The 14840-nt window shown below is 64.2% G+C and carries 15 protein-coding genes; 6 read left to right on the top strand and 9 right to left on the bottom strand.

The window, feature by feature from the left end:
* The first annotated feature begins 127 nt into the window (after positions 1-127).
* The gene (gene hppD, locus P7C00_RS18225) at positions 128-1204 is read left to right on the top strand and encodes a 4-hydroxyphenylpyruvate dioxygenase (protein ID WP_346635425.1); all 1077 of its coding nucleotides are present in this window, start codon (positions 128-130) and stop codon (positions 1202-1204) included.
* 129 nt (positions 1205-1333) lie between these two features.
* Positions 1334-1756 (top strand): homoprotocatechuate degradation operon regulator HpaR, encoded by a 423-nt coding sequence (hpaR, locus tag P7C00_RS18220; RefSeq protein ID WP_123725484.1) that lies wholly within the window; start codon positions 1334-1336, stop codon positions 1754-1756.
* Positions 1757-1807: 51 nt separating this feature from the next.
* Here the strand turns inward: hpaR and rarD are convergent, their stop codons facing one another.
* The 3 genes from rarD to P7C00_RS18205 form a co-directional block, all read right to left on the bottom strand.
* The gene (gene rarD, locus P7C00_RS18215; RefSeq protein ID WP_346635423.1) at positions 1808-2689 is read right to left on the bottom strand and encodes an EamA family transporter RarD; all 882 of its coding nucleotides are present in this window, start codon (positions 2687-2689) and stop codon (positions 1808-1810) included.
* Positions 2690-2892: 203 nt separating this feature from the next.
* A complete protein-coding gene (locus tag P7C00_RS18210) occupies positions 2893-3906 on the bottom strand; it encodes an aldo/keto reductase (protein WP_346635422.1) in 1014 nt (337 codons plus the stop codon).
* A 185-nt stretch (positions 3907-4091) separates the two neighbouring features.
* Positions 4092-4991: a LysR family transcriptional regulator gene (locus P7C00_RS18205; protein ID WP_346635421.1), complete on the bottom strand. Its 900-nt coding sequence runs from the start codon at positions 4989-4991 to the stop codon at positions 4092-4094.
* A 100-nt stretch (positions 4992-5091) separates the two neighbouring features.
* Here P7C00_RS18205 and P7C00_RS18200 point away from each other — a divergent pair, with 100 nt between their 5' ends.
* Both P7C00_RS18200 and P7C00_RS18195 read left to right on the top strand, forming a co-directional pair.
* Complete coding sequence (locus P7C00_RS18200; protein WP_404937021.1) at positions 5092-5823, top strand: SDR family oxidoreductase; 732 nt, start codon at positions 5092-5094, stop codon at positions 5821-5823.
* Positions 5820-6230: a hypothetical protein gene (locus P7C00_RS18195; protein ID WP_404937020.1), complete on the top strand. Its 411-nt coding sequence runs from the start codon at positions 5820-5822 to the stop codon at positions 6228-6230. Before P7C00_RS18200 ends, P7C00_RS18195 begins: the two co-directional genes overlap by 4 nt.
* A gap of 78 nt (positions 6231-6308) precedes the next feature.
* On the opposite strand, the gene P7C00_RS18190 is transcribed toward P7C00_RS18195, so the two are convergent.
* Positions 6309-7619: an MFS transporter gene (locus P7C00_RS18190; RefSeq protein ID WP_346635418.1), complete on the bottom strand. Its 1311-nt coding sequence runs from the start codon at positions 7617-7619 to the stop codon at positions 6309-6311.
* Positions 7620-7774: 155 nt separating this feature from the next.
* On the opposite strand from P7C00_RS18190, the gene P7C00_RS18185 reads away from it, so the two are divergent.
* Positions 7775-8905, top strand: a complete 1131-nt coding sequence (locus tag P7C00_RS18185) for a sugar diacid recognition domain-containing protein (protein ID WP_346635417.1) — start codon at positions 7775-7777, stop codon at positions 8903-8905.
* Positions 8906-9112: 207 nt separating this feature from the next.
* Complete coding sequence (locus P7C00_RS18180) at positions 9113-10255, top strand: glycerate kinase (RefSeq protein ID WP_346635416.1); 1143 nt, start codon at positions 9113-9115, stop codon at positions 10253-10255.
* Positions 10256-10339: 84 nt separating this feature from the next.
* On the opposite strand, the gene hpaI is transcribed toward P7C00_RS18180, so the two are convergent.
* From hpaI to hpaD, 5 genes are all read right to left on the bottom strand, one after another.
* The gene (hpaI, locus tag P7C00_RS18175; RefSeq protein ID WP_346635415.1) at positions 10340-11140 is read right to left on the bottom strand and encodes a 4-hydroxy-2-oxoheptanedioate aldolase; all 801 of its coding nucleotides are present in this window, start codon (positions 11138-11140) and stop codon (positions 10340-10342) included.
* 10 nt (positions 11141-11150) lie between these two features.
* A complete protein-coding gene (gene hpaH / locus P7C00_RS18170) occupies positions 11151-11954 on the bottom strand; it encodes a 2-oxo-hept-4-ene-1,7-dioate hydratase (RefSeq protein ID WP_404937019.1) in 804 nt (267 codons plus the stop codon).
* Between the two features lie 2 nt (positions 11955-11956).
* Positions 11957-13264, bottom strand: a complete 1308-nt coding sequence (locus tag P7C00_RS18165) for an MFS transporter (protein WP_346635414.1) — start codon at positions 13262-13264, stop codon at positions 11957-11959.
* A 161-nt stretch (positions 13265-13425) separates the two neighbouring features.
* A complete protein-coding gene (locus tag P7C00_RS18160) occupies positions 13426-13815 on the bottom strand; it encodes a 5-carboxymethyl-2-hydroxymuconate isomerase (RefSeq protein ID WP_325984803.1) in 390 nt (129 codons plus the stop codon).
* A gap of 135 nt (positions 13816-13950) precedes the next feature.
* The gene (hpaD, locus tag P7C00_RS18155; RefSeq protein ID WP_404937018.1) at positions 13951-14808 is read right to left on the bottom strand and encodes a 3,4-dihydroxyphenylacetate 2,3-dioxygenase; all 858 of its coding nucleotides are present in this window, start codon (positions 14806-14808) and stop codon (positions 13951-13953) included.
* Positions 14809-14840 lie beyond the last annotated feature (32 nt).

Genomic DNA, 14840 nt, shown 5'->3' with positions numbered 1-14840 from the left:
TTCAACTGATCTACGGTGACTTCCTCGCCCGCAGCGTGCGGGGTATCTCCTGCGCACCACCTTCTTTCCTCAGCATTGATAGCAACTAACGATCCGTTAATTCTAAAAATATGATGAGGCGCCAACCATGGCAGATATCTTCGAAAACCCAATGGGCCTGATGGGCTTTGAATTCATCGAATTCGCATCGCCTACCCCCAACACCCTCGAACCGATCTTCGAGATCATGGGTTTCACCAAAGTCGCGACCCATCGTTCAAAAAACGTGCATTTGTACCGCCAGGGCGCGATCAACCTGATCCTCAACAACGAGCCCCACAGCGTCGCTTCCTACTTCGCGGCCGAACACGGCCCGTCGGTGTGCGGCATGGCGTTCCGGGTCAAGGACTCGCAAAAGGCTTACAACCGCGCCCTGGAACTCGGCGCCCAGCCGATCCACATTGAAACCGGCCCGATGGAACTGAACCTGCCGGCGATCAAGGGCATTGGCGGCGCGCCGTTGTACCTGATCGACCGTTTCGGTGAAGGCAGCTCGATCTATGACATCGACTTCGTCTACCTCGAAGGCGTGGACCGCAACCCACCGGGTGCCGGCCTGAAGATCATCGATCACCTGACCCACAACGTGTATCGCGGGCGCATGGCCTATTGGGCCGGCTTCTACGAGAAGCTGTTCAACTTCCGCGAGATCCGTTACTTCGACATCAAGGGCGAATACACCGGCCTGACCTCCAAGGCCATGACCGCTCCGGATGGCATGATCCGCATCCCGCTGAACGAGGAATCGTCCAAGGGCGCCGGGCAGATCGAAGAGTTCCTGATGCAGTTCAACGGCGAGGGCATCCAGCATGTGGCCTTCCTCACCGACGATTTGGTGAAGACCTGGGACGCGCTGAAGAAGATCGGCATGCGCTTCATGACCGCGCCGCCGGAAACCTACTACGAGATGCTCGAAGGTCGCCTGCCGAACCACGGCGAGCCGGTCAATGAGTTGCAGTCCCGCGGCATCCTGCTGGACGGTTCCTCGGAAGCCGGTGACAAGCGCCTGCTGCTGCAGATCTTCTCGGAAACCCTGATGGGCCCGGTGTTCTTCGAATTCATCCAGCGTAAAGGCGACGATGGTTTCGGCGAGGGCAACTTCAAGGCACTGTTCGAATCGATCGAACGCGACCAGGTGCGTCGCGGTGTACTGGCCACCGAGTAACCCTCGGCAGGCTTGAGCACAGAGCCCGATCAGGCCATGCCTGATCGGGCTTTATTTTGCCTGTCGGTTGGCGATAGTGAATGTGTTAATGTTTCCGCCTTTGTTTCCCAGCCCTTGACCGATGCCTCGATGAAAACACCCAGACCTTCCCTGACCTTGACCCTGCTGCAGGCCCGTGAGGCCGCCATGGCATTTTTCCGCCCATCGCTGAACCAGCACGACTTGACCGAGCAGCAATGGCGGGTCATCCGCATCCTGCGCCAGAACGGTGAGCTGGAGAGCCACCAGTTGGCGAAGATGGCCTGCATCCTGCCGCCCAGCATGACCGGCGTGCTGACTCGCCTGGAGCGCGATGAGTACGTCAGCCGCCGCAAATCTCCGGAGGACCAGCGCCGCCTGTTCATCACCCTGACCGAAAAGGGCCAGGCGTGTTTCGAGTCCATGAGCGGTGACATGGAAATCAATTACCAGAAAATCCAGCAGCAATTTGGCGAGGACAAGATGCAGGCCTTGCTGGCCCTGCTCAATGAGCTGAAGCAGATCAAGCCCTGATCCCCAACGGCGCCCGAACCTGGCCTGCCCAGGCCCATGCGGGCGCGTCGATCAGTTGCGGCGTTGGCGCAGCAGGTGTTTGACCCCTTCGAGCACCAGCACCAGCACCGCCAGCCAGACCGGGATGTACGTCAGCCATTCCCCGGCCTTGATGCTTTCCCCCAGCAGCAGCGCGACAAACAGCAGCAGTACCGGCTCCACATAACTGAGCAGGCCGAACAGACTGAAGGCCAGCAAGCGACTGGCGATGACGTAGCACGCCAGCGCCGAGGCGCTGATCACCCCCAGCAGAGGAATCAGCAGGTACAGGCCGGGATGGCTGTCCACCACGGCAAATCCCTGTTCGCCTCCTTGCACAAACCACAGTGCCACCGGGATCAACAACGCCATGTCCAGCCACAGGCCGCCCAGATGATCGGTGCCCAGGCGACGCCGCAGGACGAAATACAACGGGTAGCCTACGGCCACCACCAGGGTCGCCCAGGAAAAACTGCCCACTTGATACAGCTCGTTGAGCACCCCGAGGCAGGCCAGCACCGTGGCGACTTTCTGCAAGCGCGACAGACGCTCGCCATACACGATGCGTCCGGTCAGGACCATGGTCAGTGGCAGCAGGAAATACCCCAGTGACACATCCAGGCTGTAGCCGTTGAGCGGTGCCCACATGAACAACCAGAGCTGCACCCCCACCAGGGCTGACGAGAGCAGCAGCGCCAGGCTCAGCATCGGTTTGCTCGCCACCTGTCGCAGCACTTCGCCGACCCGGTGCCACTCGCCACTGAAGATCATGAACAGGGTCATGCAGGGTAGGGTCAGCAGCATGCGCCAGCCGAAAATCTCTACCCCGGTCAGGGGCGTCAGCAGGGAGGTGTAGAAATACATGACGGCAAACAGCACCGACGCCAGGACCGATAACGCAATTCCTTTAGACACACTGTCCTCGTAATACCCGAACGCTCGGGACACATAGAAATAAGGGGGGGAGAAGCGAGGAGGAATATAGAGGGTCAGACGCGAGATATTTGCTCTGATTGCGCCATCGCGGCGGGATTTTTTCTCGTTTAAGGCCAAAGTGCAGCAGAGCCGGTTGAGCCCAAGGCCGGTGGCGCACGCCTTTGCGCCGCCACCGGCAGCGTTCAGCCCAGGTGCGGAAAACGACCGGAGACGAAATGGCTCACATCGTTGAAGCCCGGGGTCGAGGCGTGTCCCGGGGTCACCAGGGCGTCGATGAAGGCTTCATCCTCAGGGCTGATCTTCACCTCCAGGGCCCGGGTGTAGGCGTCCCACTGGGCTTCAGTGCGCGGGCCGACAATGGCCGAACTCACCGCCTGGTTATTCAGCACCCAGGCGATGGCGAACTCGACGATGCCGACCCCGCGACCCTGGGTGTATTCCTGGATCTGCTGGGCGATGCGCAGAGATTCCACCCGCCACTCGGTTTCCAGGATGCGCTTGTCCTGGCGTCCGGCGCGGCTGGCGCTGTCCGGGGCCACGTCCGGAGCGTACTTGCCGCTGAGCACACCACGAGCCAGGGGGCTGTAGGGCACGACGCCCAGGCCATAGGCCTTGGCCGCGGTAATCTGCTCGCCCTCGGCCTGGCGGTTGACGATGTTGTACAGCGGTTGGCTGATCACCGGACGGTCCACCCCCAACTGGTCGGCCACTCGAATCGCCTCGGCAATCCGCCAGCCCCGGTAATTGGACAGGCCCCAGTAGCGGATCTTGCCCTGGCGCAACAGATCGCCAATGGCCGAGATGCTCACCTCCAGCGGCGTGTCGTGGTCCTCGCGGTGCAGGTAGTAGATGTCCAGGTAATCGGTGCCCAGGCGGGTCAGGCTGGCGTCGATGCCGTTGAAGATGTGCTTGCGGCTCAGGCCGCTGCGGTTGGGCACGCCATCCGCCGGGCCGAAGCCGACCTTGGATGCCAGCACCCACTCATGACGGTGGCTGGCAATGGCCTCGCCGACAATTTCTTCGGAGCGGCCCTGGGTGTAGACGTCGGCGGTGTCGATGAAGTTGATCCCCTGGTCCCAGGCCTTGTCGATAATGCGCAGCGAGTCTTCGGTGTTGGTCTGCTCGCCGAACATCATGGTGCCCAGGGTCAGGCTGGAAACCTTGAGACCGGAATGGCCGAGGATGCGATAGCTCATGGGCGAAATCCTTGTGCTAGAGGGGTGGCCAGGGCATTTCCGGCCATTGGGGCGACCATCAAATACCACAAAGCCCGGCTTCTGCAATGCCTGAATGGCGCCTCCTGCAAGGAGATTCTGCTGTCGTGTAGGAGCCGGCTTGCCGGCGAACCGCGCAGCGGCCAGTCGCCCCGGGCCGGTGCTGGTCAGGGACACAGCGCCCGACAGCGCTGCAACACAAAGCTGTGCAGCAGGCGCACCCGCTCGGAAACCTGCAGGCGATGGGGACACAGCAGATTGAACGGCGCCGGTTCCCCTTGCCAGTCGCCGAGCAGCGGCACCAGGCGCCCGGCACGGATATCCTCGGCCACATCCAGCCGGGCCTTGTAGACAATGCCGTGGCCGGCCAGGGCCCAGCGTCGGGCCACTTCGCCGTCATCGCACAGGTAGTCGCCACGCACCGACACCTCGCGAATCTCGTCGCCACGACTGAAGCGCCAGCTGTCATAGGGTTGGCCGTTACGCAGGTAAAGCAGGGCGCTGTGGTGCGACAGTGCCTCGGGGGACTGCGGGGTACCGCAACGGGCCAGATAAGCCGGGCTGGCGCACGCCAGGCGGCGATGTTCGGGGAGAATGGGCAGGGCCACCAGACTCGAGTCCGCGGGCACGCCAAAGCGCAGGGCCACATCCACGGTGTCGCGGAACAGGTCGGCGTGGCGGTCATTGAGCCGCAGTTGCAGGCGCAGTTGCGGGTGCTCGGCCTTGAACTCGTCAAGCCAGGGCAGCAGCGCGTTGCGGCCGAAGTCCGACGGGGCCGACAGTTGCAGCACACCAGCCAGGCCCTGGCTCTGTTGCTTGAGCGCCTGTTCACCGTCCTCCAGGGTGGCCAGGGCCAGGCGCACGCTTTCCAGGTAGCGGCGCCCCTCTTCGGTCAGGCGCATGCTGCGGGTGGAGCGCGCCAGCAGGCGGCTGCCCAGGCGGGTTTCCAAACGCTTGAGGGCAATGCTGGCCGCGGCAGCCGTCATGCCCAGGGAGCGTGCGGCGGCGGATATGCTCCCGGAATCGGCGGTGCGCATGAAGATTTCCAGGTCGAGGATTGAGCTCATTAGTAAAAATCCTTTAAAGATCTTTGCGTTTTAGCGGGATTTTTCCTCGATTGGCAAGCTGTGAAGATGCAATCACCTTTACATGACCCAGGTGATCGCAATGAGTTTTTCCAACGCAAGCTTGCAGCACAAGACCGTAGTGGTGATTGGCGCCGGTAGCGGCATGGGTGCTGCCGTGGCCCGTCAGGCAGCCGCACGAGGGGCACAGGTAGTGCTGGCCGGGCGCAGCCTGGAAGCCCTGCAACGGCAGCAGGCGCAGTTGCCGCCCTCGGCCCGCAGCATCGCCGTGGACATCACCGACGCCGCCAGCCTCCGTGACCTGTTCAGCGCCGTGGGTGCCTTTGACCATCTGGTGATCAGTGCCGGTCCGGCCATCGCCGCCAAGCCCCTGGCCGACACTGACCTGCTGGATGCCCAGCGGGCTTTCGAGGTGAAGTTCTGGGGCGTGTGGCGTGCGGTCCAGGCGGCGCTGCCGACGCTCGCGCCCCAGGGCAGCATCAGCCTGACCTCGGGTCTGCTGTCGCGCAAAATGGTCCCCGGGCAAGTGCTCAAGACCACCCTCAATGCCGCCCTCGAAGCCCTGGGCAAGCACCTGGCCAAGGAACTGGCGCCGCGTCGGGTGAATGTCATCAGCCCCGGGGTCACCGACACTGAAGCCTATGCCGGGATGCCCGAGGAGGCTCGGCAGGCCATGTTCGCCCGCACCGCTGCAAACTTGCCGGTGGGCCGTGTCGGGCAGCCGGACGATGTAGCCGCGGCCTTTATCCTGGCCATGGAGAACGGTTTTATCAGCGGCAGCCTGATCGATGTCGATGGCGGTGGCCTGCTGTGAACTGGCGCTTCGATCACCTGGCGTTCAACTGCGTCCAGGGCGAGGCGTTGCAGCAGGCATTCGCCGATCTGTTGGGCCTGCAAGCGGGACGGCGTCCACCGTTTCCCTTTCCCGGACGCTGGCTGTATCAGGACCAGCAGGCGCTGGTTCACGTCATCGAACAGGCCGATTGCCCTGAGCCGCAGCTGAGCCACATCGCCTTCAGCACCCAGGAGGCGGCCGAAGCGGTATTGCGGCGGGTGCAAGCCAGTGGCCTGGAGCATCAAGTGGCGCAGGTGCCGGAAGACGGCATCTGGCAGATCTTCGTCCGCTTGCCCGGTGGCCTGGTGCTGGAGTTGGATGCTCCGGCGGCGGGGGAGTTGAGCATCAGTCACGACTACGCCCAGCAAGGTGGCGCACCGGCCTGAGGCCAGGCGTGAAAAAGCCCGTTGGAGCAGAGGCTCGAACGGGCTTTTGTCGTTGCCGGGGCTGTGTATGGCCGGGGCTTAGCGGTTCAGGGTGCGGGTCATGCGCAGCGCCAGCAGACTACCGCCGACAATCACCCCGGCCAGCAGGTACAGCGCGGCATCGGTGGAGCCGGTGCTGTCCTTGACCCAACCGACCAGATAGGGGCTGAGGAAGCCGGCCATCTGGCCCATGGAGTTGATCAGCGCCAAGCCACCGGCCGCCGCTCCGGCACTCAGCAGGGCGGTGGGCACCGGCCAGAACATCGGCAGGCCGGTGAGGGCGCCCATGGTGGCGAGGGTCAGGCCGAAGATGGCCAGGGCCGGGGTGGTGGCGAAGTTCACCGCGATCAGCAGCCCCACGGCGCCCATCAGCATCGGCACCACAAGGTGCCAGCGGCGCTCCTTGCGCAGGTCCGCCGAGCGGCCCACCAGCAGCATGAACACCGCCGCCAGCAGGTAGGGAATCGCGCTCAGCCAGCCGATTACCAGATTGTCGGCAAAGCCCAGGTTCTTGATGATCGACGGCAGCCAGAAGTTGATCGCGTAGACCCCGCTCTGGATGCAGAAGTAGATCAGGCCGAAGGCCCAGATCGCCGGATTCTTGAACACGGCTGTCAGGGAGTCACTGGCGGTTTTCGGCTGGTTGGCGGCGTCCGTGGCCTGGTCGGCCTCCAGCACCGCGCGTTCAGCCGGCGTCAGCCACTTGGCGTGGGCGAAGCTGTCGCTGAGCAGGAAGAACGCCAGGGCGCCGAGTATCACCGTGGGAATGCCCTGCAGCAGGAACATCCACTGCCAGCCGGCGAGACCGCCTTGCCCGGCAGCGAAGTGATTGAGGATCCAGCCGGAAAACGGACTGCCCAACAGGCCCGAGACCGGGATCGCCGACATGAACAGGGCCATGATCCGGCCACGGCGGAAGGTCGGGAACCACTGCGAGAGGTACAGCACCACCCCGGGGAAGAAGCCGGCTTCGGCGGCCCCGGTGAACAGGCGCAAGGTATAGAACTGGGTCGGCGTGGTGACAAACAGCAGGCAGGTGGACAGGGTGCCCCAGGTGATCATCATCAGCGCGATCCAGCGCCGTGGGCCGAACCTGTTCAGCGCCAGGTTGCTCGGTACGCCGCACAACACGTAGCCGATAAAGAAGATCCCGGCGCCCAGGCCGTAGACCGTTTCACTGAATTTCAGGGCATCGAGCATCTGCAACTTGGCGAAGCCAACGTTGACCCGGTCGAGGTAGTTGAACAGATAGCAAACGAAGATGAAGGGAATCAGGCGCAGGGTGATGCGCTTGTAGACGGCGTTCTTGTCGTCAGCCTGGGCCAGTGGGGCAGCGGCGCTCTGTGACATGGTGTGTCTCTCTTTATTATGATTTTTTGCGGTGCAAGGGTAACGTTGACCGCCCTGAGAGTCTCGGTCACACCGAGAGCGCTGTCTTTGTGCCTGCGCACAGCGATTGGCTGCCGACCCTGTGCCTCTGAACAACGTCCAAGGATCTTCCCTCTATGTTCGAACTCGATCATGACCTGGCGCAGGACATCGTCGACCGCACGATGGCCATCCTGCCCTACAACGTCAATGTCATGGACAGCCAGGGCCTGATCCTCGGCAGCGGCGAGCCGGAGCGGATCAACACCCGCCACGAAGGCGCGCAACTGGTGCTGGCCAACGGCCGCGTGGTGGAGATTGACGAGCCCACCGCGCGCCAGCTCAAGGGGGTGCAGCCGGGGATTAACCTGCCGTTGCTGCACGACCAGCGGCTGATTGGCGTGCTGGGCATCACCGGTGATCCGGCGCTGCTGCGCACCTACGCCGAACTGGTGCGCATGACCGCCGAGATGCTGGTGAGCCAGCGCCACCAGCAGGCTGAGCAGCAATGGCGGCGCCAGCGCTGCGACGATTTGCTGGCCCTGCTATTGAGCGACAGCGGCGACTCCCCGCGCCTGGTGGACGAAGCCCAGCAGATGGGACTCAAACCGCAGTTGGCGCGAACCCCCTATCTGTTCGAACTGGCGCCGGAGCAGGCCGCGGGGCAGGGCGTCGAGACCCTCAGCAGCTGGCTGATGAGCCGTTACCCGGACAGTTGGTGCGTCAGTTCGTCAAAGACATCCCTGCTCTGGTGCCGCCCGGCGAACCTCAGCCTGGACAACCCGCGGCTGCTGGAAAAACTCGACGGCCAGGGCTGGAACATCCTGCGGGTCGCCGTGGGTGGGCAGGCCGATGGCCTGGCCGGATTGCGCCGCTGCTATCGTCGGGTCGGCGACCTGCTGGCCTACGGCCGCGATATCCTGCCGGACTCGCGCCTGCTGACCCTCAACCGCTACCGCTTGCCGGTGATGCTCTGGCGCCACCGCAACGACGACGCCCTGGACGAACTGCTGACACCGTTGCGCAAGGTCCTGGCCAAGGACAGCAACGGCCAGTTGCTGGCGACCCTGCGCAGTTGGTGCGACCACGATGGCCAGAGCCAGGCCTGCGCCGATGCCCTGGGCATCCACCGCAACAGCCTGCGCTATCGCATGGAGCGGATTGCCGAACTCAGCGGCGTCGACCCCTTGCGTCTGGATGGCATGCTGGCCCTGTACCTGGGGGTGCAATTACTGCCTCACAGCACCGATCAACAGCATTCCCTGTAGCCGCTGCCGAGCGTCAGCGAGGCGGCGCAAAGGTCCCCGGGACCCTGCCTGGCGACTCGTCGTCGAGGTGCTGACGGCCTTGAGATCGCGGCGTCTCCTGCGCCGTTGTAGCAATGAACAATAAAGCGCCCTCGGACTTGTGCAGCGGACCGGGGTCAGCGCCTGCGCCAGATGGCAGCATGGCAGCACAAGAACCGGAGATAGCCCATGAAGATCATCATCGCCCCCGACTCGTTCAAGGACAGCCTGAGTGCCGAAGGCGTGGCCCAGGCCATTGCCCTGGGGCTGGCCGAAGTCTGGCCCGACGCCGAGCTACGTCAATGCCCGATGGCTGACGGTGGCGAGGGCACGGTGGAGTCGATTCTTGCCGCTTGTGACGGGCAACTGCGCAGCCATCGGGTCCAGGGGCCGCTGGGAGCGACGGTCGAAGCCCGCTGGGGCTGGCTGCCCCAGAGCCACACGGCAATCATCGAAATGGCCGAGGCCAGCGGCCTGCAATTGCTGGCGCTGGACCAGCGCGATGCCTGCAACAGCAGCACCTTCGGTACGGGGGAGTTGATCCTGGCCGCGCTGGAGGCCGGTGCCCAACGCATCATCCTGGCCATCGGCGGCAGCGCCACCAACGATGGCGGCGCCGGCGCCCTGCAAGCGCTGGGTCTCAAATTGCTGGATCGCCAGGGTCAGGTATTGCCCCGTGGTGGTCTGGCCCTGGCTGATCTGGCCGGCATTGAGCCCGATGGCATGGACCCGCGTCTGGCCCAGGTGCGTTTTGAAATCGCCGCCGACGTCAACAACCCGCTTTGTGGCGATCACGGTGCCTCGGCGATCTTCGGTCCGCAGAAAGGTGCCACGCCGCAACAAGTGCAAGCGCTGGACCGGGCTCTGGGGCACTTCGCCGACCTGTGTGCCGGCGTCTTGACCCGGGATGTCCGTGACGAGCCCGGCAGCGGCGCCGCTGGCGGCCTGGGGTTTGCCGCCAAGGCGTTCCTCGGCGCGCAATTTCGCCCCGGCGTGGAAGTGGTGGCGGAGCTGGTGGGCCTGGAGCAGGCCGTGTGCGGTGCCGATCTGGTGATTACCGGCGAGGGCCGCTTCGACGCCCAGACCCTGCGCGGCAAGACCCCCTTTGGCGTAGCACGCATTGCCCGGGAGCAGGGCGTTCCGGTGATCGTCATTGCCGGCACCCTGGGCGAGGGTTACCAGCAGATGTATGCCCACGGCGTGGATGCAGCCTTCGCCCTGACCTCAGGCCCCATGAGCCTGCAACAGGCCTGCCGCGAAGCCCCGCGCCTGCTGCGCGAACGCGCCGCCGACATCGCCCGGCTCTGGCGCCTGGCCAGCACCCCCGCATAAGCGCCCTGTAGGAGCTGGCTTGCCAGCGAAGAGGCCCTCAAGCCTTGCCGCACCCGTCAGATTGCCTTCGTCGGCAATCGCCGCTCAATAGACCCCGCCTTCGCTGGTGGGGGTGTCCAGGGTCTTGTACTGGCCGGCCAGACTCTGCAGGCCCTTCATCAGCACGGTGGTATCCACGCCCACCGCGACAAAATTCGCCCCCAGTTCGATGCAACGCCGCGCCAGTCGCTGATCGGCACTGAGAATTCCCGCGGCCTTGCCCGCTCGACGAATCCGCACGATGGCGTCTTCAATCGCGGCCACCACATCAGGGTGCCCGGGGTTGCCCCGCTGGCCCATGGCCGCCGACAGATCCGCCGGGCCGATAAACACGCCGTCGACCCCGTCCACCGCAAGCATCTCATCCAGGTTGCGCAGGCCTTCGAGGTTCTCGATCTGCACCAGCAGGCACATCTGCTCGTCCGCCTGGTCCAGGTAGCCGGCGATGCTGTTCCAGCGCGACGCCCGGGCCAGGGCGCTGCCAACCCCGCGAATGCCCTGGGGTGGATAACGCATGGCTCGAACCAGCTGACGGGCCTGGTCAGCGCTTTCCACCATGGGGATTAGCAGGGTCTGGGCGCCGATATCCAGCAATTGCTTGATCAGCGCTGTATCGCCAATAGGCGGGCGGATAATGCCCTGGGCTGCGTAGGGGGCGATGGCCTGCAACTGCGCCAGCAGGCTGCGCAGATCGTTGGGCGCGTGTTCGCCGTCCAGCAGCAGCCAGTCGAAACCGGCGTTGGCCGCCAGCTCGGCGCAGTAGCCGTCCGCCAGGCCGAGCCACAGGCCAATCTGCGGCTCGCGCTGTTGCAGGCGTTGCTTGAACAGGTTCAGCGGCATGTCCATGGCAGTCTCCTCAGACAAAACGGCAGGCAATGCTGCCCAACTGGTCGTAGTCCACATGGAATACATCTCCGGGACGGGCGGCCACCGGGCGAGTGAAGGAGCCGCCGAGAATGATCTGCCCGGCTTCCAGGCCGACATCATAGGCCGCGAGCTTGTTGGCCAGCCAGGCCACGCCCTTGGCCGGGTGGTTGAGTACCGCGGCGGATACCCCGGACTCCTCGATCACGCCATTGCGGTAGAGCACCGCCGGCACCTTGCGCAAATCCACATCCCCTGGACGCACGGCGCGGCCGCCCATCACCACCCCGGCGTTGGCGGCGTTGTCGGAGATGGTATCGAAGACCTTGCGGGTGGCCTGGGTCTGCGGGTCCACCTGCTGGATGCGGGCGTCGATGATCTCCAGGGCCGGAATCACCCAGTCGGTGGCGTCCAGCACATCGAACAGGGTGCAGTGGGGGCCTTTCAAGGGTTTGCCGAGGATGAACGCCAGCTCCACTTCGACCCGGGGCACGATGAAGCGCTGGAACGGAATGTCGCTGCCTTCATCGAACAGCATGTCGTCCAGCAGGGCGCCGAAATCCGGCTCGGTGATGTTGGACGACACTTGCATCGCCCGGGACGTCAGGCCGATCTTGTGGCCCACCAGCTTGCGGCCGTCGCGGATCTTCTGCTCCACCCAACTGCGCTGGATGGCGTAGGCGTCTTCGATGCTGATGGCCGGGTATTGCAGGGACAACTGGCCGATCTGTTCGCAGCTGCGTTCGGCGGCGTTGAGGCGTGCGGCGGCCTCTTGGATATCCGAGGGGCTGAGCATGTTTATTTCTCCCGAGGGTTGACGATATGGGCAGGCACCCGCAGCACCAGCCAGGCGCCCAGGGCGATCAGCAGGGCCAGGGCATAGAGGGCGAGGCTGGCGCTTTGGGTGGCGTCACGCACCACACCAATCAGGTAGGGCGCGAGGAAAGCGGCAACACTGCCGAAGGAACTGATCAGGGCAATGCCCGCCGCCTGGGTGCTGCTGGCGAGAAAGGCCGGCGGCAACTGCCAGAACATCGGTAGCGCGGCGCTGGCGCCCATGCCCGCCACCAGCAGGCCGAACATCACCAGCCAGGGGTTTTCCGGGGCCAGCCCGGTGAGGATCAGGCCAAGGCTGGACATCAGCAGTGGTACCCCCAGGTGCCAGCGGCGTTCGCGCAGGCGGTCCGAGGAGCGGCCAACGCCGAGCATGAACAGGCAGCCGGCCAGATAGGGCAGGGCACTGAGCATGCCGACGTTGCTGTCCCGGGCGATGCCGGCGTGGTGGATCAGGGTCGGCATCCAGAAGGCGATGGTGTTCACCGCCAGCATCACCGCGAAGTAGATGCACACCAGCAGCCAGACATGGCGGTCGGTGAGGATGTCGCTGAAGCGGTTGATGGACTTGCGCTGTTCTTCCTGTTGCAGCGCCTGCAACAGCTGGGTTTTCTGCGCCGGGGTCAGCCAGTTCACCTGCTCGATGCTTTCCGGCAGGGCCTTGAGCACCACCAGCCCGAGCAACACCACGGGCAAGCCTTCGATCAGGAACATCCATTGCCAGCCGCGCAGGCCGCCGAAGTCGTGGAAACTTTCCAGAATCCACCCCGACAAGGGCCCGCCAATCACTCCGGCCATGGGCACGGCGATGGCGAACAGCGCGGTGACCTGACCGCGGCGACTGGCGGGGTACCAGCGGTTGAGCAGCACCAGGATGCCGGGGAAGAAACCCGCCTCGGCGACCCCCAGCAGAAAGCGCAGGGCATAGAAGCCCCAGGCACTGTCCACCAGCATCAGGGCACTGGACAGCAAGCCCCAGACCAGCATCAGGAAAGCGATCCAGCGCCGTGGCCCGACCCGGTCCAGGGCCAGATTGCTGGGCACCCCGAACAGCGCGTAAGCCACGAAGAACAGCCCGGCGCCGAGGCCGTAGACGCTGTCGCTGAAGCCCAGATCCTGGGTCATCTGCAACTTGGCGAAGCCGATATTGATCCGATCCAGGTGGGCGAAGATGTAGCAGACGAACAACAACGGCATCAGGCGCCAGGTGATCTTGCGATAACAGTCGTTGACCTCGGCCACAGGAGCCTCGGCGATTGCGGGATGGGACATGGGGCGATCTCGTTATTGTTCTTGTGTGGGCCGGCTTGCCGGCGAAAGCGCACTTTGGGTTGGCGCAAGGCTTGCGGGCCTGTTCGCTGGCAAGCCAGCTCCTACGGGGCACATGGGCGTTGGTAGGAGCCGGCTTGCCGGCGAAAGCACCGGCACAATGCTCAGGCCTGTCCGCGCAGAAACTCATGCACGTTGTTGTGCTTGAAGTTCAGTTCGGCATCCAGCTCGCTCATCTCGAACGACAGGGCCAGCAAGCGCTGCGCCTGCAGCTCGGCGAAGTGCGCCTTGATGATTTCGAACAGCCCCTCGGCTACTTGTCGCCGGGTGGCCAGGTCACGACCGGCACCCACCTGCAGGCGCATATGGACAAAGGCGTAGTCGTGCTTGCCGTCGGCCATGCGCCAGGTGTCCAGGCGCACGCCGCGGCTGCGAATGCCCCCAAGGGGAAACACGCCAGTGGCGCCCAGGTAGTCATGAACCTTGGAGAACAGCCCTGGCAGATCGGCCGCCTGTTCGATGTTGTCGGTGTATTCAGCGATGAAATGGGGCATGAGGGCCTCCTTCGCAGGCAGCGGCAAGCGGCAAGCTACAAGCCGCAAGAGGGGACTCCTGTGACTTGGCGCTTGTGGTTTGTCGCTGCTGTCGATGTCGTCTTGCAGCGGGTAGCTCGGAGCTTGCAGCTGCTTCTAAATTTCAAAAATGGCGTTGATCTGACCGGTGCCGGAGCTGCCGAAGAGCGGGGTGATGATCTCGGCCGGGCGGTTGTATTCAGCGCCGCCCAAGAGCCCCAGGAGCATCGCCGTGTCATGCATGCCGCCCTCGCCGTGGCAGCTGGTGGCGTAGTCCGGGAGCATGGCGCAGAACTCGCGAAAGCGACCCTGCTGCCAGAGTTCCACCACCCGCTGGTCCACCTGTTTGTCGAATTCCCGGGTCCAGTTGTGGATGTTGGCCTCGGCCTCGCGGTCGTTGGAGAAACGGTGGGACAGCGAACCGGACGCCAGCACCAGGACCTTACGGTCGCTCTTCTCGATGGCGCGGCGCACCGCGGCGCCGAAGGTGAAGCTGTCCTCAAGCCGGTGCCAGGCGCACCAGGCGGCGATGGACACCACCTTGAAGTGCTCGGCGGTGGGCACGTCCATGTGCATGTAGCGCATGGGCACCAGGGTGCCGTACTCCAGCTCCAGGCTGGGGATGTTGTGGGCCAGGGTGCGCACGTCGGCGGCGTTGGCCTCGGCGGCAATCAGCTCTCCCAGAGGCGGGCAGCCCTGGTAGTCGTAGGTCATGTTCTTGATGAAGTGCGGCAACTCGTTGCTGGTGTAGGTGCCGTTGAAGGCTTCACCGCAGTTGATGTGGTACCCGCTGTTGACCAGCCAGTGCACATCGAACACCACCGCGGTGTCGGCCCCCAGCTCCCGGGCGCGGCGAGCAATTTCCTTGTGCCCGGCAATGGCCGCCTCACGGCAGCCGTGGTGCTTGCCCGGCAGTTCGGACAGGTACATCGATGGTACGTGGCAGACCTTGGCGGCCATGACGACTTCGCCCATGGTGCTTCTCCTGAAACATCTTATTGTTGGCG

It is taken from the genome of Pseudomonas sp. JDS08PS003 (assembly GCF_045013505.1).
Taxonomy (GTDB): Bacteria; Pseudomonadota; Gammaproteobacteria; order Pseudomonadales; family Pseudomonadaceae; genus Aquipseudomonas; species Aquipseudomonas protegens_B.
Note: the sequence above shows the minus strand (reverse complement) of the source record. Positions and strands in the feature narration are given on the sequence as shown.

Bases quoted from the DNA above. Each gene is read 5' to 3' on its own strand.
- hppD (WP_346635425.1), top strand. From the start codon at position 128: ATGGCAGATATCTTCGAAAACCCAATGGGCCTGATGGGCTTTGAATTC.
- hpaR (WP_123725484.1), top strand. From the start codon at position 1,334: ATGAAAACACCCAGACCTTCCCTGACCTTGACCCTGCTGCAGGCCCGT.
- P7C00_RS18210 (WP_346635422.1), bottom strand. From the start codon at position 3,906: ATGAGCTATCGCATCCTCGGCCATTCCGGTCTCAAGGTTTCCAGCCTG.
- P7C00_RS18205 (WP_346635421.1), bottom strand. From the start codon at position 4,991: ATGAGCTCAATCCTCGACCTGGAAATCTTCATGCGCACCGCCGATTCC.
- P7C00_RS18200 (WP_404937021.1), top strand. From the start codon at position 5,092: ATGAGTTTTTCCAACGCAAGCTTGCAGCACAAGACCGTAGTGGTGATT.
- P7C00_RS18190 (WP_346635418.1), bottom strand. From the start codon at position 7,619: ATGTCACAGAGCGCCGCTGCCCCACTGGCCCAGGCTGACGACAAGAAC.
- P7C00_RS18185 (WP_346635417.1), top strand. From the start codon at position 7,775: ATGTTCGAACTCGATCATGACCTGGCGCAGGACATCGTCGACCGCACG.
- P7C00_RS18180 (WP_346635416.1), top strand. From the start codon at position 9,113: ATGAAGATCATCATCGCCCCCGACTCGTTCAAGGACAGCCTGAGTGCC.
- hpaI (WP_346635415.1), bottom strand. From the start codon at position 11,140: ATGGACATGCCGCTGAACCTGTTCAAGCAACGCCTGCAACAGCGCGAG.
- hpaH (WP_404937019.1), bottom strand. From the start codon at position 11,954: ATGCTCAGCCCCTCGGATATCCAAGAGGCCGCCGCACGCCTCAACGCC.
- P7C00_RS18165 (WP_346635414.1), bottom strand. From the start codon at position 13,264: ATGTCCCATCCCGCAATCGCCGAGGCTCCTGTGGCCGAGGTCAACGAC.
- P7C00_RS18160 (WP_325984803.1), bottom strand. From the start codon at position 13,815: ATGCCCCATTTCATCGCTGAATACACCGACAACATCGAACAGGCGGCC.
- hpaD (WP_404937018.1), bottom strand. From the start codon at position 14,808: ATGGGCGAAGTCGTCATGGCCGCCAAGGTCTGCCACGTACCATCGATG.